A 19,413-nucleotide genomic window follows, 5' to 3' on the forward strand; every position below is an offset into this window, starting at 1 on the left:
CTTTTTTTCATCATTCCGTTCTCAATGCTTCAATAGGTTTGATTTTTGAGGCTCTGTACGCGGGAACAAATCCTGCAATCAGTCCTGAAAACACCAGTGCAATGAATGCGGCTATGATGTGTCCCCATCCTACACTCGGATTTTTAATGAAGTATTCTTCCAGATTATCTCCGATTAAATATAAAGCCAGAACGCCGAGTCCCACTCCTATTAATCCTGAAATTACGGTAATCACCACACTTTCCTGAACGATAAGCGCAACGATGCTTTTTGGTTTTGCACCAATTGCTTTACGGACTCCTATTTCTTTGGTTCTTTCTTTTACGATGTACACCATAATGTTGCTGATCCCGATAATTCCTGCCGCGAGAGTTCCCAATCCGATGAAACCTACAATTCCTGTAAGTACTGCCATGAAAGCAAAAGTGTCGTTCATATTCTGGGCGTTGTTCCAGACTCTGATTCCGTTTTCGTCATCAGGCGCTACATTTTTTCGGGCTTTCAGTCTTGATTTTAATTCATCACCATATTTAATTGCCTGTTCCGGAGTTAATTTATCGCTATACGCAATATAATTGATGCTTACGGTGTCTGAGCCTTTTTTCATTTGCTGCAAAGTAGTAATCGGCACGGTAATGTGTCTTTCGTCCCAGTCTCCGCCGTCGTCTGAGAAAACTCCGACCACTTTAAACATGGTTCCGTTGATATTTAGCTCTTTCCCAACCGGGCTTCCGTTTTTTATAAGGTCACGCTGCACCATTCTTCCGATTACGGCAACGTTCTGCTTTCTTTCCAGATCGGTCGGGGTAAGATAACGACCTTCCAGCATTTTTCGGTTTTCGATGATCTGCTCTTCGGGTTTTGCCCCGTTAATCTGATAATTCCCGCTTTCTTTGCCATATTTTACCAGCAAATTCGAGGTATATCTCGGCGTAGAGCTTCCTACTTTTTCTTTATCAACATTCACCAGAAAATCGTAGTCATCATTATTCATTGTAACGAGACGATCGGATTGCAGACCGTTGTAAGCAATCGTTGTTTTTCCTGTTACAATGGAAATAAGGTTCTGGGCATCTCTCGCAAAACCTTGTGTAAAAGCATTTTGCAGCCCTGTTCCGATTCCGAAAAGAACAATGAAAATAAATAATCCCAAAGCCACAGTAAAACCGGAAAGTACCGTTCGCAATACATTACTGCGAATGGAACTGAATATTTCCTGCCAACGATCTAAATCGAACATATTCTTAGGTTTGAAGCGGGAAGCGGGATGATTGAGGTTCTTCCGCCTTTCCGCTGATTTATTCTATTAATTAAACTTCTTTCTTCCAGCCTCCTGCCTCACAGCACCAACTGCTTAATAAACTCATCACTTTCAATAATTCCGTCGCGAAGAATAACATTTCTTTTTGTCTGCGCTGCTACATCGGGTTCGTGGGTAACTACGATGATGGTTCTTCCTTCATTGTTGATATCCTGAAGCAGTTTCATAATGTCATGCGTGGTTTTGGAATCCAATGCTCCGGTCGGTTCATCGGCAAGCACCACTTTCGGATCGGTAATTAAAGCTCTTGCGATGGCAACTCTCTGTTTCTGTCCTCCGGAAAGCTCGTTCGGTAAATGATTTGCCCACTGAGCCAATCCTACTTTTTCCAGATATTCCATGGCTTTCTGATTTCGCTCTTTTCGCGGAACATTCTGATAATACAGCGGAAGCGCGACATTATCCAAAGCTGTTTTGTAGCCGATAAGATTGAAAGACTGAAAAATAAATCCCAGAAACTTACTTCTGTACTCGGCAGCTTTTACTTCAGACAGATGTTCAATAGGAACTCCGTCCAGCTCATACGTTCCGGAATCTTTTTCATCGAGAATACCAATAATATTAAGAAGTGTGGATTTCCCTGAACCCGAACTTCCCATGATGGATACAAATTCGCCTTCGGAAATCGTAAGATTAATTCCCTTGAGAACGTGCAGCTTACTTTTTCCGGTATCGTATGATTTATGTAAATCCTGAATTACTAACATTAAGCGGTGTATGTTTTTTATACCCAATAAGTAGACAGAATTTTTAATTTGTTACGAATATTGAAAAAATCTTTATTTAATTAATTGTTTAACAGATAAACTCTTTATTCAAAGCACTTTTTATTTTTTTGTTTAATTAAATTCTGCCTATAATCACGTTTTTGTTAACATAATACTTTGTAAGTCAATATTTAAGGGGCTTTCATGTAAATGTGGAAAACTTTTAAGGCTAAAACTCAACGAATTAGTGTTTCGCCCTTTTTATTACAGTTCTTTTTTTCGAACTTTGTACTTGCACAGATCAAAAAATAAATCGCTTCCGTGGTTAATAACTTTCACACATAAGTTACACCAAATCAGAATATTGATTATTTTTTGAACGTTATCCACATTGATCTATTTATTTTAATTTTTTAAGACATTTTTAATATGGGAATTTTTGATAAGAGAGTAAGTTACAAGCCATTTGAATACCCTGAGGTTCTTCAATTTGTAGAGGCAATCAACAAATCGTTCTGGGTGCATTCCGAAGTGGACTTTACTGCAGATGTTCAGGATTTTCATTCGCAGTTGGAGCCGCACGAAAAACACGCTGTAAAAAATGCACTTTTAGCCATTGCACAGATTGAGGTGTCTGTAAAGACATTCTGGGGAAATCTGTACACTCACCTTCCAAAGCCTGAGCTGAATGGTTTGGGAGCGACTTTTGCAGAATGCGAATTCCGTCACTCGGAAGCATATTCCCGATTATTGGAAGTTTTGGGATATAACGATGAGTTCCTTAACGTAGTTGAAATTCCTGCCGTAAAAAGCAGAATTGAATTTTTAGGAAATGCCTTAAGACACGCGAATTCTGCAACACCGAAAGAATATGTTTCTGCATTATTACTTTTCAGTATTCTGGTAGAAAACGTTTCTCTTTTCTCTCAATTTGCCATTATCCTTTCTTTCACAAGATTTAAAGGGTTTATGAAAAATGTTTCCAACATCATCGCATGGACTTCCGTAGATGAGCAGATCCATGCCAATGCAGGAATTTTCTTAATCAACAAAATCAGAGAAGAACAGCCAGATCTTTTAACAGACAGCGATATCGAAGATATTTATACTTTGGTTGATGAATCGATCGAAAGAGAAGGAGATATTTTAAGCTGGATCTTTGAACTGGGTGAAATCGACAATGTTTCTAAAGAAGATCTTTTAAACTTCATGAAATACCGCGTAGACGACAGTTTAAAGAAGATCAACATGAAAACAAGATACAACGTAACTCCGGAACAGTACAGACCGATGGTTTGGTTTGAAGAGGAAGTTTTTGCTAATTCTATGGATGATTTCTTTGCAAAAAGACCGGTAGATTATACAAAGCACGATAAGAGTATTACTGCGAACGATTTGTTTTAAATTTTAAATTAAAAAAATGGCAAGATGTACAGCACCAATTCATGGTCATCGCTCAGCAAGTGCAGCAGAAAACTGTCCTGCGTGTAGTAGTCGCTATAGTCGTAGTTATTACTCTCCTTCTTATTATTCACCTTCATCCTCAACTTCTTCAGGTGGTTCAGGTAGTAGTGGTTCTAATAGTAGTGGAAATAAATCAAGAAGTAAAAAAGCTAGTTGGTCTCCAATCAGTTCAACTATATTATATACACCAGAAGAGATAAAAACTCTTACACCTGTACGTGAAAATGTTGAAAAACGTTCTAATTTACCAGACTTATGTGATATTTTCCTTTGCCATGCTTGGGATGATCGTAAAGAGTCTGCTAAAGAATTATATGATCTATTAGAGTCAAAAGGTGTTTCTGTCTGGTTTAGTGAAAAAGATGTTTTGTTAGGTTCACCTTTATTACGTGAAATTGATAAAGGATTAGCAAAATCTAAAGTGGGTATAGTGTTAGTTACGCCTTCATTTCTTAATCGCATTAAGAATGGAGGAATTGCAGATAAAGAGCTATCTGCTTTATTGGCTCGTGATTTACTTATTCCAATTGTTCACAATACGACTTACGAGCATTTACGTAACGTGAGTCCATTGCTTGGTTCAAGAAGCGGTTTAAGTACTGCTGAAGAGACAATGACAGAAATTGCTGCTAAGTTAGCTGAATTAGTAACTCAAGAGGATACATTAATTGAAGCGTAAAAACAAAAGATTGCTTCGTTCCTCGCAATGACAAATAATTAAATAAAACAAAATTCCTGAGCCTTCAAACCGCTCGGGAATTCGAAAATATACAACAACAATGGAAGAACAAAACAACAACATATGGTGGCTCAATGAAGAGTCTGAGCAAATGCTGAACAGAGGCTATTTGCTGAAGGGTGAAACTGTAGACGGAGCCATCGACAGGATTACCACTGCTGCTGCCAAAAGATTATACAAGCCGGAACTTCAGCCTGCTTTCAAGGAAATGATCACGAAAGGATGGATAAGTTTCTCATCGCCGGTTTGGGCAAATATGGGAACACAGAGAGGTCTTCCTATTTCGTGTTTCAATGTTCACATTCCGGACAGCATTGAGGGAATTACCCACAAAATGGGCGAAGTCATCATGCAGACCAAAATCGGGGGCGGAACTTCAGGATATTTCGGGGAACTTCGTAACAGAGGAACTGCGGTTACCGACAACGGAAAATCTTCGGGAGCGGTTTCTTTCATGAAACTGTTTGATACGGCAATGGACGTTGTTTCTCAGGGTGGCGTAAGAAGAGGGGCTTTTGCAGCTTATTTAGACATCGACCACGGAGATATTGAAGAATTTTTATCCATCAAAGACATCGGAAGTCCGATCCAGAATTTATTTACAGGAGTTTGCGTTCCGGATTACTGGATGCAGGATATGATCGATGGCGATATGGAAAAGCGTAAAGTCTGGGCAAGAGTACTGGAAAGCCGCCAGCAAAAAGGGCTTCCTTACATTTTCTTTACGGATAACGTTAACAGAAATAAACCACAGGTTTACAAAGACTTAGGACTTACTGTAAATGCAAGTAACCTTTGTTCTGAAATCATGCTTCCTTCAACAAGAGAAGAGTCTTTCATCTGCTGTTTATCTTCCATGAACTTGGAATTGTATGATGAATGGAAAGATACGGATGCTGTGAAATTAGCAATCTATTTCTTAGATGCTGTTTTATCTGAGTTTATTGATAAAACGGAAGGAAACTATTATCTTCAGGGAGCAAGAAACTTCGCAATGCGTCACAGAGCGCTTGGTTTAGGAGTTTTAGGATATCATTCTTACCTTCAGAAAAATATGATTCCTTTTGAAAGTTTTGAGGCTACACAATTCAATGCAAGAGCGTTCAGAAGAATCAAAGAACAGGCGGAACAGGCTTCAAGAGAGCTTGCCAATATTTACGGAGAGCCAGAATTGCTGAAAGGTTACGGATTGAGAAATACGACAACCATGGCTATTGCTCCTACAACGTCAAGTTCAGCGATTTTAGGACAGACTTCTCCGGGAATTGAGCCGTTTGCTTCGAATTATTATAAAGCAGGTCTTGCGAAAGGAAACTTCATGCGTAAGAATAAATATCTTGCAAAATTACTGGAGGAAAAAGGGCTTGATAACGAAGAAACGTGGAGAACGATCATGTTGAATCACGGTTCGGTACAACATTTGAAAGAGTTAACGGATGAAGAGAAAGCAGTGTTTAAAACATTCAAGGAAATTTCTCCGATGGAGATTATTTCTCAGGCAGCCCAAAGACAACAATACATTGATCAGGCGCAGTCTCTGAATCTGCAGATCCCTTCTACAATGCCGGTAAAAGATGTGAACTATCTTTATATCGAAGCATGGAAAAAAGGCGTAAAAACCCTTTATTATCAAAGAAGTTCTTCTGTTTCTAAAGAAATGATGGTAAATTTTGTTACCTGCACCGCTTGTGAAGCATAAGATTCTCAAATAATAAACATTACATATTCACCCGCACGCTTTTTTAAGCGTGCTTTTTTATGTTAAGAAAAAATTAATATTGTATTAATTTCATAATCTGTTATAAAATATGCTGTATAATCTGCCATGAATAAAGGAAATATGTAAAGACTATTCTTTATAGATAAATATTCCTGATTACAGCGTTGATTTTCAATTGACAGTAAAATATATTTTTTCATACATTTGCAAAAAATAACACAAAAATTATTTCAAACAAATGCTATGAGGAAATATTTTAAAGCGAATGGGATTATTGTATTAATTCTATTCACTTCTTTTCAGTCTAATGCTCAGGTAAAAATTTCAAATTCCTCCGGAACAGTTAATTCTGAAAGTATTTTACAACTTGAAAATTCATCCAACAACAAAGGTTTCCTGCTTACCAGAATTGCTCTTCAGTCCACCACATTAGCGGCTCCGATGAGTGCTCATGTTTCGGGAATGATTGTGTACAACACCGCAACGGCAGGAACTTCTCCTAACAACGTTACTCCCGGATTATATTACAATACAGGAACAGGCTGGGTAAAATTATCCACAAAAACACCCAAAGTAGGAGACATTAAAAACGGATTTCAAACCGCTGATCATAAGGGATGGTATCTTCTTAACGGAAGAGCGATAAGTACTTTATCTGCCAATCCCAGAGCAAGAGCAACTGCTTTAGGCTTTACTGTCAATCTGCCTGATGCTACGGACCGTTTTCTTAAAAACACAAGCGGAACAGACAATCTTGCAGCGGCATCCGGAAGCGATACTTTTACTTTAACGCAGGCTAATTTACCCAATGTGAATTTCACAGGAGTAACCAATACTACAGGAAATCATACGCATACGTATACAGACAATCCTTTAAATTCTACAACAAACGGTGTCGTATCAGGAACCAACAATCCGATTTCTGATAATTCCAGTGTAAATGATACCACGACCACAGATGGGAATCATACCCACACATTAAGTTTTACATTGGGAAGCAGCCAGCCTGTAGCTTTACAGCCAAACAACATCGTTACTAATGTATTTATTTATCTAGGAAGTTAATATGAAAGCTAAATTTTTATACCCTTATATCGCATTATTTTTTTTTACTGCCCACAAAGCACAAGTTGGAATAGGAATAAATAATCCTTCCAGCTCTGCTGTTTTAGAGCTGAGCAGTACCAATAAAGGTCTTCTTATGAATAGCGTAGCCTTAACATCAACAATCTCTGCTACCCCTTTTGGAAGCAATGTAGAAGGAATGTGGGTTTACAATACAGCAACTGCCGGAACAGCTCCCAATAATGTAATTCCCGGATTATATTACAACGACGGAACAAAGTGGGTACTGATGTCTATCAACAATGATCTTCCTAAAGTAGGAGATATAAAATCCAGCATGGCAAATACAGATCATGACGGATGGTATCTGCTGAACGGACGTACTGTTTCTACTTTACCGGCAGTAAGCCAGACCAATGCGGTCGCTTTAGGCTTCAGCACTACCCTCCCTAGTTCAAATGACCGAATTTTAAAAGGCAAAAATACATCCGAAGCCATCGCTGCAACAGGAGGAAGCAATTCTTATTCCATTGCACAGGCTAATCTTCCCAATGTAAATATTACAGGAACTACGGCATCTTCAGGAGCGCATACTCACAACTATACCAATCGAGGAGTCAACTACTGGAACTACAATGCGGGAAGCATCAATACTACAAGAACAATTGATACGGAAACAAGGACTACCGCAGCCGCAGGAGATCACAGTCATACTATTTCTGTTGCGAGTGGTGGAACGAATACGGCAATCACGCAATATCCAAAACATTTGGTTGTACAGTATTTTATTTATCTCGGAAAATAACACAAATAATTTTAAACAATGAAAAAATTAATTTTCGCTGTTATACTGATTTCTGTCGCTTCTTCTTCTGATGCCCAGGTTTTAATTACCAACGGAACCTCCGGCAATCCAACCCCGAATCCCAATGCACAGCTTGAACTTTACTCTCAAAATAACAATAAAGGTCTTTTGATGCCGAAAGTCTCACTGGTAACAACAGACAATCCGAGTCCGTTACCGAGTCATATTGCAGGAATGACGGTTTATAACACCAATACTTCCACAGCAACCACTCTTACAAGTGTAACCCCGGGAATTTATTACAATGACGGAACGTCATGGAATAAAATGGAAGTACAGACTCCTACTGTAGGTGATATAAAATACAGCAGTGTGGCAACCGATCATGACGGATGGTATCTTCTGGACGGAAGAGCAATTTCTACCTTATCTGTTTCTGCGCAATCTGCTGCATCATTATTAGGTTTTTCATCATCACTTCCCAACAGTGCAGACAGATATCTGAAAGCAAAATCAGCTTCTGAGACCTTAGGAGCTGCGGGTGGAAACACTTCAGTTGTACTTACACAGGCAAACCTTCCGAATGTTACTTATAATGCAACAACTTCAAGCACCGGAGCTCATAACCACACTTATAACGACAGAGCCAGCGGAACGGTAAACAGTGTTGAGGCAGGAAGTACCAAAACGGTTGTGGATAATGATTCTACTACTTCTACCACCTCATCGGCAGGAGCACATACCCATACATTCTCGGTTTTTACAGGAGGATCCGGCACACCGCTTAATCTTCAGCCAAAATATTTATCTGCCTATATTTTTGTTTATTTAGGACAGTAGATTACGCAACATTTTAGCTTAGAAAATAATAAGGCTAAAGAAGAAATAAATCCATTTTTGCATAAGCTGTAAAATGAACTTTTTAAACCTGTAAAAATTTTAATATAATTTTAACATTCGAGTGTAAAAATATGTATCCCATCGTAATCATCTGTAAATATTGAAAATAATTCACTTTCAATCCCCGATTAGTGAATCAAATTACTGTATCTCTGTACTTTGATTATTTTTTAAAATAAAATTTTAGTATCTTTGCGAATATTTTTAATGATCAGTCATAAAGTTTCTATTATTAAAAATATAACATTGGAGAGTAAACTTCTATTTTAAATCATAAGATAAATATTATTTTATAAATAAAAAAACACAACACTCTATTCATAATTTTAACACCAAAATGAAAAATTATAACTGTAAATAAGTACAAATGAATTTGTTTACAAAATAAAAAAACACACAGAAACCTTAATCAAATAATAGCTATTGGTAAAAAGTTTATCAATGGTATGAACACAAAAAAATTATTTCTAAAATGCACAAAATTATCACTCTAATTTTGGTAATTCTTTCTTACAGTATTACCGCACAAGTTGGCATCAATACATCTTTACCGGATCCAAGTTCTTCTTTAGACATTTCGAGTAATTCAAAAGGACTTTTACTCCCGAGAATCAGTAATCTTTCATTGGTTACTAATCCTGCAACAGGATTGGTTATTTTTGATACCAATAAAAAATGTATCAGCCAGAATGTCGGAACTCCGGCAGCTCCCGACTGGGTGTGCCTTTCTCCGTATTCGGCAAGATTTTTCTATATGCCAAGTGTTGTTTTTGATACGACGACCATTGCAGCAGGACAAACGAAAGATTTATACACATTGTATAAAAATCAGTTTTCGAATATTCCTTCCAATGCGAGAAGTGCTTCCGCTCCGGCAACGATTCCTTTCTTTCCTAACGCAACAGATCTTCACTATTATGTAACAGGATACGATTCTACTGTGTTCAGGATTAACAGCATCAGCAATACAGGGGTTTTAAACTATGATGTACTGGCAAACGCCACACCTGCTTCTTTTATTAACATTGTTTTTGTCGTAAAATAAGTAAACCATCATGAAAAAGAATTTCAGAGGGCTATCGGTGATGAGCCTTATATTTACTTTGCTTACAACTTTCCTGTACGCACAGACAGACAGTACTGAAGTTGCCAGTATTTACGGATTTTATTCCTATTCAAGCTCTTTAATGAATGCTTCTTCGGCATCCGAGCTTACCATACAGGGAAATGCTTCCCATACTGCCACAGGAGTACAGCTTACCCCTGCAAGCTCAGGTCAGTTCGGAGGATTATTTATCAACGGCAGAACTTTTACTTCGGTAAACGGTTTACACGTAGAATTTGAATACGATATGAAATCCGGTGCTCCATTCAGTGGTTCGTATGGTGACGGTTTATCTTTTTTCCTGTACGACGGTTCTGTAACCAATCCTACAATCGGATCTTCCGGTGCAGGTTTGGGATATGCTTATAACAGAGCAAAAAATGATTTTGCATCATTCAGAAAACCTGGTTTATCAGGAGCATATCTTGGGATTGCGCTGGATGAGTTCGGAAATTTTAAATCAAAACGTTTTCAGGGCGAATCCAGAGTTAACGGTATTACAGGAGTAACATGGAGCCAGGGATCAAGCCACGTAACATTGAGAGGAGCAAAAGGAGCCGCCATCAATACCAATGGCTTAGGAGATGGCTACACAGGATATCCGGTTCTGGTAAGCCGATCTACATTAAGCAATACAGGAACCGTAGGAAGAATATTACAGGCGGACAGATCGTATGCTTCCACCACCAATACATTGGCTTCTACTTTTGATCTGAGAAACGGAAGCGGAGAATTCAGAAAAGTATACCTGGATCTGATTCCTCACTTTGTAACGGCAACCACCACAGACGGATTTGATATAAAAGTGGATATTCAAACCACACAAAACGGAACCCCTATTAATATTATTGATTATTATCATTACAAAACCTCTGTTCCGTACAGCGAAAATGCAAATCCTGCCGTAACAGATTTTAACAGCTCTGATGCTGAAGGCGCGGCTACAAACCAGACTTTAAATGCTGCAGTACCTGCGGTTTTAAAACTTGGTTTTGCGGCATCAACCGGAGCAGCGTATCAACAGCATATTATCCGAAATGTGAAGTTAACATTGCCTTATTCCGCTGTTACGAATGATGATGTGGCAACAACCTGTAAACTTCAGCCAGTTTCGATCCCGGTTTTGGATAACGATATTGCCTACAAAGGTCCCATCAGTATTACAACTCCGCCTACAGGGAATAAAAACAATATTGATAAAACTACATTCAGTTTTACGAAAACGGGAGATACCGATCTTACTTTATACCGCAGAAAAGTAACCCCACAGGGAACATGGAGCTATAATAAGAATACAGGAATTGTAACATTCTATCCTTCAAGCGGATTTACCGGAACGGCAACAATGACGTATACCGTAAAAGGCAGAACTTTAAAAGATTCTAACGGTAATATTGTTGAGCCATATGGTGACACGGCATACAGATCGGTTCCTGCAACCATTACGGTTACATTAAAGTCAACCGGCTGTGTTTATTCGGTAGTTTCTAATAAAATGGTAACGCAGGGCATAAAGTAAACCTTAACTAAATTATATAACCAGACAAACCACAGAAAATTTCTGTGGTTTTGTTTTATATTTGTTATACATTTTAATTCTAAAAATATTCAGATATGAAATTCGGACAAGTTGAAGATCCTTCAAAGATAGATTTTACATTACCCAAAGATCATCCCAGAACCAAGGAAATTTTAAACCAAAATAAAAAAGGACTGGAAAATATCTCCATCGGATGCGCAAAATGGAACAAAACAGATCTTAAAGGATTTTATCCTAAAGGAACAAAGGATGAACTTACATACTATGCAACGCAGTTTAATTCTATTGAGCTGAATGCCACCTTTTACGGTATGCCGACTCCGGAACAGGTACAGACGTGGAAAGAAAAAACTCCCGCTGATTTTAAATTTTTCCCAAAAATAACAAATACGGTTTCCCATTTCAGAAGACTGCTAAATATAGACGATGTGGTAACCCAGTTCGCAACTGCGGTTTTAAATTTTGATGAAAAACTGGGAATGGTGTTCCTTCAGCTTCACGATAATTTCAAGCCGAAAGATTATGAAAGACTGGAAAAATTCGTAAAAAACTGGCCAAAAGAAGTTCCTCTTGCAATCGAGCTGAGAAATACAGACTGGTTTACCGATGAAGAGATTCTTAATAAGACCTGCGATCTGTTTGAAGAAAACAACATCACCAACATTATTGTAGATACTGCAGGAAGAAGAGATATGCTTCATATGCGTCTCACCACACCGAATGCATTTATCCGTTACGTTGGAGCCAACGCGGAGAGCGACTACGAAAGACTGGATGACTGGATGAAACATCTTACCCAATGGAAAAACGAAGGATTGCAGAATCTGTATTTTTTTGTGCATCAGAATATTGAAAAAGCTTCTCCCCTGCTTTCCGCTTATTTCATCAAAAAAGTGAATGAAGAGTGGAAAAAAGACATTCACATCCCAGAAATGGCAAAAGAAAGTACAGGAAGTTTATTTTAAGATTTAACAAATTTTAATTTTATTCACTAATAAGTGGGATAATTAATAACAAAAAGTGCATTTTTAATATAAATAATTCACTTTTTTGTCTGTAAAAAAAATTACTGTAAAACCTTTATTCATATTGTTATAATTAGTAAATTAGAAAGAAGAGATTCTACATTAATCAAAGCACAATAAAAACCAATAACAGTATGGAAAAGGAAATTTGTACAATAAGTATTACCAGCAACTGGCTCGGTGACGAGTATACTTTTTATGAGAACGAAAAAATAAAAAGAACATACGACAACAACAGCTTAAGTTCCGATGTTACGGAATGGCTGGAACCGAAACAAATCAGTAAACACAATAAAGATAAGCTGATTAAGAACTGTCCGGAAGAGCATAAAGAACGAATCATGATTATTCTTGATTATCCTTAATCTTTTAACCCAATAAAAAATCCCAACCTTCAGCAAAGATTGGGATTTTTTTATTTTCTTTTTCTCAGAAGCAGCATAATATTGAGAAACAGAAGCAGAAAATCTAAAGTAATCCAGATTCCCAGTTTTACGTTCTCATGATTATAAGCATCAATCTGTTTTTTTGCCAGATCCGAGAGTTTTGAACTCTGATTAATATAATTCTGAACTTCAATAATCTGGTCGATATTTTTATTCGGGACCGAATTCTGAGAGAAGTATACAAGATTTTTTTTGCCTAAATATCCTACCACCCAATATTCATCAGACTTATCCATTTTCAGATATTCTATTCTGTAATATTCCGGACGGATGGTTCCCAGATGTTTCGTATCGACTACTTTACCAGTTTCAGCATCATTCAGCGTAAGTACATAAAAATCCAGAGGCTGCGGAAGTTTATTGATAACCTGAAGCGCAACGGAATTTTCTACAATGCCTATCGTGCTTTTCTTGATAAACCAATACGTGAAGATAGAGAATGAAAAAATAATCGTAACAATGCGGAATAATTTTGTCCATTCTGCCCCCTTGGAAAGCAGGAGAGAAAAAACAGAAGCCCAGAAGATGACCAGAACAATAAATACCATACTGCAAAGATACTTATTTAAAGGGTTTCAAAAGAATACTATTCAACATTCCATTCTTTGTAGAACTGATCGAGGAATTTCAGCATAAAATCGTGTCTTTCCCCAGCAATTTCCTTTCCTTTTTCTGTATTCATCATATCTTTCAGCAGCAAAAGTTTTTCGTAGAAATGGTTGATGGTGGTTCCATTGGATTTTTTATATTCTTCCTTAGACATATTGAGTTTAGGCTCTACATTGGGATCATACATCGGATTATTTTTAAAGCCTCCGAAGTTGAACGTTCTTCCGATTCCGATGGCTCCGATGGCATCAATCCGGTCTGCATCCTGCACAATTTTCAGTTCAACAGGAAGATTCTGGGGAACTTCTCCCCTGTTTTTAAAGGAAATATTTTTAATAATGAACAAAACCTGCTCAATTAATTCTTCTTCGGCATTCTGGCTTTCGAGAAACTCACGGGAAACTTTCAAAGCAAGGGTTTCATCGCCGTTATGAAATTTGGGATCGGCAATATCGTGAAGCAAAGCCGCCAGTTCTACAACTTCCTGATTGCAGCTTTCTGTTTCTGCAATTTTTTTGGATAATTTCCATACTCTTTCGATGTGAAACCAGTCGTGTCCCGCTTCTGCACCTTCCAGTTTTTCTTTTACAAATTCTACCGTGTTTTGGATCAGATTCTTCATTACTATCAATTCATTTAAATGTTTGGCGACCAACTTGTCAAAAAGAAAAAATGATTTATCCGGGAATTTCGTTCAAAATAATATTCCACAGTTTCTTATTGTAACTTCTGAAAAAATTAATGTGCCCGATTTCACCTTTTTCCGATTCTGAAATTTTCACCAGTCTGTATGTTGGCTGAAGATTCGGATAGGTATCGTTCATCAGACTTTTTACGCCTTTTTCAGTAAGCCACGCATCATCTTCCGCGCAAATCACAAATACTTTCTGATTTAAATTTTTAGAATAATCCTCAATTTTCTCCAGTAATCTGTTGGTCGATTTTCTGTTTAAAATTAAGGTTCTCCAGTCATATGCGCAATTTTTCGGAAGACTTTCTCCAAGTCCGAACCAATTTCCCGGGAAATAACCTAGTAATGCGGTGGTTAAAGGCTGGGCAATTCCGAAACCGAGATAAGCTTCAATTTTTGTTTTGAATTTCAGATGCCCCACAAAAGCATTCTGGGTTCCCACGAAGAAAAACTCTTCGAAGATTTCCGCATCTTTATTCATTCCTAAAATTAATGCACCTACCGAATGTCCTAAACAGTACTTATGATAATCGTTAAAATTTTTCTGAATATAATCTGTAACGGCTTTAAAATCTTCGCAACCCCAGATTCTCATGGAAGCATTAAAGCCTCTCATATTTTCAGGTTTTGAAAGCCCGATTCCGCGATAATCATAGGTAATGACCGTAAATCCTTTTTCGGAAAAAAACTGCGCAAAGGAAAAGTAAACCTGCTGTTTTACTCCGGTTGCAGAGTTTATAAGCAACAATTTACGATTGCTTTTTTCCGGCAAAAACAAATGGGCAATTATTGAAACGTGATCAGATGTAGTAAGTTTAAGCTCTTTCATGGGTAAAAGAAAAAATCCACTATAAAAGTGGAAATTTTACTTTATATTTTATGTTTAGTTTAAAAGTTTCGATATGTACCAAATAGCTTATGACGTGAAATCTGAAACTCTGGGAAGACCACATTGGGAACCTTTTTCTGCGGAAACTCTTGCCGAAACTTCATTCCCGAATTTCACACACTCTTCTATGGAATTTTTGTGGCATAACGCAATAGAAAATCCTACCGTGAAACCATCTCCCATTCCCATTTTAAAAGCAGTCTTATCGTTATCGTTTCTGCAGTACTTCATTTCCGTACCGTCAAAATAAATAGTAGAATTAATATCGTCTCTTACAAAAACTTTATTGAAATATTTTTTAAGAATTTCTTCTCTCTGATCTTCTCCGAAAACAATATGCAGTTCATTGCTTTTTACGACAATAAAATCTATATTATTTAAAACTTCATCGCTCAATCGTTGCGCAGGCGAAGCATACAGACCTACTTTTTTACCATATTTCTTGGCTTTTTTTACTGTATACTCTATCACCTTCATAGAAACTTCAAGCTGAAGAAGCACAAGATCTGCCGTATGAAAATATTTATCTGCCGCCTCTACATGTTCTACACTAAGATAGTTATTGGCAGCCGGAACTACTACAATTGCTGCACTGCCGTCTGAAGTGGTTACATAAGCTGTACCGGTAGATTCACGATCTGTTTCGAAGACAAAGCCTACGTTTACATTTTCGTTCACCATATTCCTCATGATCTGCTGACCAAGCGGATCCATTCCCACACAGCCTACAAAATACACGCTTGCTCCCAAACGTGCTGCGCCAACTGCCTGATTGGCTCCTTTCCCTCCAAAGTAACTTTCGGATTTTCGGGCAATAACCGTCTCGTTCTCACAGGGAACTTTTTCGGTTTCTAAAACAAGATCTATCGAAGAGCTGCCTACAACGATAATCTTTGGCTGTTCTGAGGAAAAATTCATTAGTGTTTCTTATGGGGTTTAATATTTCGTGATTCTAACAAATTTATGATATGAAATTATAATTTCAAAAACAATTAACTAAAATTAACTAATTTCAATAAATTCTGTTACTATTTTTACAGGATTATTATTTTTATCAAATGCAATATAACTTGCATAAAAGCCTTCTCCATATCCTGTCTCAAAGGCGAAAATAGTTCCCGGATGATTTTCTGAGGGCTTTAAAAAGGCAAACTGATCGATCGCTCCTTTTTCGTCAAAGAAATATTCATGGAAAAACTCTTCATAAATTCCCATAAAATCCACTCCTTTGCTATGATACAATCTTTGCTCCAGTTCGTTAAGACTATTTTGTGTATCCACATCCATAAAGCACCCCATCCCGCTTTCCACAGGATATCCGAAAACTTCTCCTTCTGCAAGATCTTTTACGTTCTGCCCTTCTGTTGTCGCCAGTTTCCAGTCTGTAATTTCTGACTGGCTGAAAATGATTTCGGCATACGCCACACAATTGCTTTCTCTTTCCTTATGCAGCAGAACAGAAAAATCTCCTTTCGGAAAATCTGTTGAAAATGGCTTCATATCATTTGTAATAAGAGGATCACAGGCAATGAGCTTTCCGCTGGAAAGATAAATTTTCCCAACTTCGAAGCTTTCCAGCAAGGGACTTTCTACGAAGTTTTTGGAGAACAGTTTTTTAATGTTTTCTATATGTGTCATTTTTAATTTTCTGCTAAGATTAATTAAGGCTGAGTAAAACCCAACCTTAATCTTAAAAACCTTTAAATTATAAACTTTTCAGCTTCTCTTCCAAAATTGCTATTTTGTCGAGAGCGTCTTTTTGTTTTTTCCGTTCAGTCTCAACAATTTCCGGTTTTGCATTGGCAACAAATTTTTCGTTGGAAAGCTTTTTATCTACAGAGATCAGGAATCCTTTCAGATACTTTAATTCTTCTTCTGTTTTCGTTTTCTCTTCTCCCAAATCTAAGTTTTCACTTAAAGGAATTGAAATTTCTGTTGCGCCCACCAAAAATGTAAAGCTCGGCTTCTCTGTTTTTGTTCCGAAATGAATTTCAGAAACATTAGCCAATTTCTTAATCACAGATTCGTTAGGAAATTCTGAAGCATTGGTATAAATTTCGGCTGCTTCTCTTGGAGAAATCCCTTTTGTCTGACGGTAATTTCTAACGCCGGAAATAATTTCTGAAGCAGATTCGAAGTTTTTAATAATATCTTCATTAAAACTTTCTGCCTTTTTTTGCTGCGCAATAATTAAAGCATCCTCAACTTTTCTTTCTGAAATTGTTTGCCATAATTCTTCTGTCAGGAAAGGCATGAATGGGTGAAGCAATTTTATTAACTCCTCAAAAAGAGCAACGGTTTTATTGTAAACTTCCTTAGAAATTCCTTCTCCATAGTTTGGTTTGATTGCTTCTAAATACCAAGAACAGAAATCATCCCAAATCAATTTATAAATCAAATGCAAAGCATCAGAAATTCTGAATTTCTCAAACTGATCGTTGATCTCAGCAATTGTTTTATTTAATTTATTTTCAAACCATTCAATTGCCTGAAGTTCTGTTGAATTGGCAGGCTTATCTTCATGGTTCCACAAATTGATCAATCGGAATGCACTCCAGATCTTTGACATAAAGTTTCTTCCCTGAAGCATTAGATCTTCATCAAAAAGAAGGTCGTTTCCTGCTGCAGAACTTAATAAAATTCCTACACGAACTCCATCTGCTCCATATTTATCCATTAATTCTAACGGATCCGGTGAGTTTCCTAAAGATTTAGACATTTTTCTTCTCTGTTTATCTCTTACAATTCCTGTGAAATAAACATTTTTAAACGGAACTTCTTTTCTGTATTCCAACCCTGCCATAATCATTCTTGCTACCCAGAAGAAAATAATATCCGGACCTGTTACCAAATCTGAAGTCGGGTAATAATAATTGATGTCTTTGTTTTCAGGATCAAGCAGTCCATCAAAAACAGACATTGGCCACAACCATGAAGAGAACCATGTATCTAAAGCATCTTCGTCCTGTTTTAAATTCTCTTTTGTCAGTTGATCGTTGTTGGTTTTTTGCTTTGCAAGTTCTAATGCTTCTTCGATATTTTCGGCTACAACGAAATCATTTTCTCCTTCACCATAATAGAACGCAGGAATTTGCTGTCCCCACCAAAGCTGTCGGGAAATATTCCAGTCGCGGATGTTTTCCATCCAGTGCTTGTAGGTATTTTTAAACTTTTCAGGATAAAATTTAACCTCATCATCCATTACAACATCCAAAGCTGGTTTTGCAATTTCAGACATTTTCAGGAACCACTGTACAGAAACTTTAGGCTCAATTACCGCGCCTGTTCTTTCTGAAGTTCCTACTTTATTTACGTAATCTTCTGCTTTCAGCAAAAGATCTTTTTCTTCCAGTTCTTTCGCAATCTGCTTTCTTACCTCGAATCTGTTTTTTCCGGCGTAATGCAACCCGTGATCGTTCAGATTTCCGTCATCATCCAAAGCATCAATCATCTGAAGATTGTGTTTTTGTCCGATTTCGTAATCATTGATGTCGTGAGCAGGCGTAATTTTCAAAGCCCCTGTTCCGAATTCGATATCTACATATTCGTCCTCTATAATCGGAATTACTCTATTAACGATTGGTACGATTACTTTTTTACCTTTTAAATGAGCGTATCTCTCATCATTAGGATTGATACACACTGCAGTATCCCCGAAAATAGTTTCCGGACGCGTTGTCGCTACTGATAGAAATTCTTCTGAGCCTTCAATGGCATATTTCAGGAAGTATAATTTCCCATTCTGTTCCTTAAAGATTACTTCTTCGTCGGAAATATTGGTTTTTGCTTCGGGATCCCAGTTTACCATTCTGTACCCACGGTAAATGAGTCCTTTGTTGTAAAGATCAACAAAAGATTTAATCACCTGCTGAGAAAGTTTTGGCTCCATGGTGAAACGGGTTCTGTCCCAATCGCATGAACATCCTAATTTTTTAAGCTGCTCAAGAATTGTTCCTCCGTATTTATCGGTCCATTCCCAGGCGTGTTTTAAAAACTCTTCTCTTGTAATATCAGATTTATTGACTCCTTCAGACTTCAGTTTAGCAACCACTTTCGCTTCCGTAGCAATGGAAGCGTGATCTGTTCCCGGAACCCAGCAAGCATTAAAGCCCTGCATTCTTGCACGACGGACCAGCACATCCTGAATGGTATTGTTAAGCATATGCCCCATGTGCAAAATCCCCGTAACGTTTGGCGGAGGAATTACAACAGTATAAGGCGGCTTGTCATTGGGCTCTGAATGGAAGTATTTATTTTCCAACCAGTAATTGTACCACTTTTGTTCTGTTTCCTGTGGATTGTACTTTTCTGAAATCTGCATAAATTCTTTTACTTTAATTTACAATTTGCAAAAATAGTCTAAAGAAAAATATTTTAAGTATGAATT

General features: G+C 37.5%; 18 protein-coding genes. 10 read left to right on the forward strand and 8 right to left on the reverse strand.

Annotated features, from left to right (window positions below; translation table 11 throughout):
- Positions 1-10: 10 nt before the first annotated feature.
- Both PFY09_RS07905 and PFY09_RS07910 read right to left on the reverse strand, forming a co-directional pair.
- Positions 11-1,240, reverse strand: coding sequence for an ABC transporter permease (locus tag PFY09_RS07905; RefSeq protein ID WP_108411578.1), 1,230 nt, complete (start codon positions 1,238-1,240; stop codon positions 11-13).
- 98 nt (positions 1,241-1,338) lie between these two features.
- Positions 1,339-2,028 carry an ABC transporter ATP-binding protein gene (locus PFY09_RS07910; RefSeq protein ID WP_271162049.1) on the reverse strand — a complete coding sequence of 230 codons (690 nt, stop codon included), beginning with the start codon at positions 2,026-2,028 and terminating at the stop codon, positions 1,339-1,341.
- 429 nt (positions 2,029-2,457) lie between these two features.
- Here PFY09_RS07910 and PFY09_RS07915 point away from each other — a divergent pair, with 429 nt between their 5' ends.
- The 10 genes from PFY09_RS07915 (at position 2,458) to PFY09_RS07960 (ending at position 12,756) form a co-directional block, all read left to right on the forward strand.
- Entirely contained in the window at positions 2,458-3,432 is a 975-nt protein-coding gene (locus tag PFY09_RS07915; protein WP_076395970.1) for a ribonucleotide-diphosphate reductase subunit beta, read from the forward strand.
- A 16-nt stretch (positions 3,433-3,448) separates the two neighbouring features.
- Positions 3,449-4,171, forward strand: a complete 723-nt coding sequence (locus tag PFY09_RS07920; RefSeq protein ID WP_271162050.1) for a toll/interleukin-1 receptor domain-containing protein — start codon at positions 3,449-3,451, stop codon at positions 4,169-4,171.
- Positions 4,172-4,271: 100 nt separating this feature from the next.
- A complete protein-coding gene (locus tag PFY09_RS07925) occupies positions 4,272-5,930 on the forward strand; it encodes a ribonucleoside-diphosphate reductase subunit alpha (protein WP_076395972.1) in 1,659 nt (552 codons plus the stop codon).
- A gap of 264 nt (positions 5,931-6,194) precedes the next feature.
- A complete protein-coding gene (locus PFY09_RS07930; RefSeq protein WP_108410354.1) occupies positions 6,195-7,016 on the forward strand; it encodes a hypothetical protein in 822 nt (273 codons plus the stop codon).
- A 1-nt stretch (position 7,017) separates the two neighbouring features.
- Entirely contained in the window at positions 7,018-7,821 is an 804-nt protein-coding gene (locus PFY09_RS07935; protein WP_271162051.1) for a hypothetical protein, read from the forward strand.
- A gap of 18 nt (positions 7,822-7,839) precedes the next feature.
- Positions 7,840-8,661 carry a hypothetical protein gene (locus PFY09_RS07940; RefSeq protein WP_271162052.1) on the forward strand — a complete coding sequence of 274 codons (822 nt, stop codon included), beginning with the start codon at positions 7,840-7,842 and terminating at the stop codon, positions 8,659-8,661.
- Positions 8,662-9,193: 532 nt separating this feature from the next.
- Entirely contained in the window at positions 9,194-9,766 is a 573-nt protein-coding gene (locus PFY09_RS07945; protein WP_076395980.1) for a hypothetical protein, read from the forward strand.
- Positions 9,767-9,776: 10 nt separating this feature from the next.
- Complete coding sequence (locus tag PFY09_RS07950; RefSeq protein WP_271162053.1) at positions 9,777-11,345, forward strand: hypothetical protein; 1,569 nt, start codon at positions 9,777-9,779, stop codon at positions 11,343-11,345.
- A 95-nt stretch (positions 11,346-11,440) separates the two neighbouring features.
- Complete coding sequence (locus PFY09_RS07955) at positions 11,441-12,331, forward strand: DUF72 domain-containing protein (protein ID WP_271162054.1); 891 nt, start codon at positions 11,441-11,443, stop codon at positions 12,329-12,331.
- A 194-nt stretch (positions 12,332-12,525) separates the two neighbouring features.
- Positions 12,526-12,756, forward strand: a complete 231-nt coding sequence (locus PFY09_RS07960; protein ID WP_076395986.1) for a hypothetical protein — start codon at positions 12,526-12,528, stop codon at positions 12,754-12,756.
- Positions 12,757-12,806: 50 nt separating this feature from the next.
- On the opposite strand, the gene PFY09_RS07965 is transcribed toward PFY09_RS07960, so the two are convergent.
- The 6 genes from PFY09_RS07965 to PFY09_RS07990 form a co-directional block, all read right to left on the reverse strand.
- Entirely contained in the window at positions 12,807-13,385 is a 579-nt protein-coding gene (locus tag PFY09_RS07965; RefSeq protein WP_271162055.1) for a hypothetical protein, read from the reverse strand.
- A gap of 38 nt (positions 13,386-13,423) precedes the next feature.
- Positions 13,424-14,068: an HD domain-containing protein gene (locus PFY09_RS07970; protein WP_271162056.1), complete on the reverse strand. Its 645-nt coding sequence runs from the start codon at positions 14,066-14,068 to the stop codon at positions 13,424-13,426.
- Between the two features lie 55 nt (positions 14,069-14,123).
- Entirely contained in the window at positions 14,124-14,966 is an 843-nt protein-coding gene (locus PFY09_RS07975; protein ID WP_271162057.1) for an alpha/beta hydrolase family protein, read from the reverse strand.
- An 87-nt stretch (positions 14,967-15,053) separates the two neighbouring features.
- On the reverse strand, positions 15,054-15,944 hold the full coding sequence (locus tag PFY09_RS07980; RefSeq protein WP_271162058.1) for a PfkB family carbohydrate kinase: 891 nt from the start codon (positions 15,942-15,944) through the stop codon (positions 15,054-15,056).
- Between the two features lie 84 nt (positions 15,945-16,028).
- Complete coding sequence (locus PFY09_RS07985; protein WP_271162059.1) at positions 16,029-16,664, reverse strand: DUF4241 domain-containing protein; 636 nt, start codon at positions 16,662-16,664, stop codon at positions 16,029-16,031.
- 67 nt (positions 16,665-16,731) lie between these two features.
- Entirely contained in the window at positions 16,732-19,347 is a 2,616-nt protein-coding gene (locus PFY09_RS07990; protein ID WP_271162060.1) for a valine--tRNA ligase, read from the reverse strand.
- Positions 19,348-19,413 lie beyond the last annotated feature (66 nt).

The sequence above is a fragment of the Chryseobacterium gambrini genome, from assembly GCF_027920505.1.
Classification (GTDB): domain Bacteria; phylum Bacteroidota; class Bacteroidia; order Flavobacteriales; family Weeksellaceae; genus Chryseobacterium; species Chryseobacterium gambrini.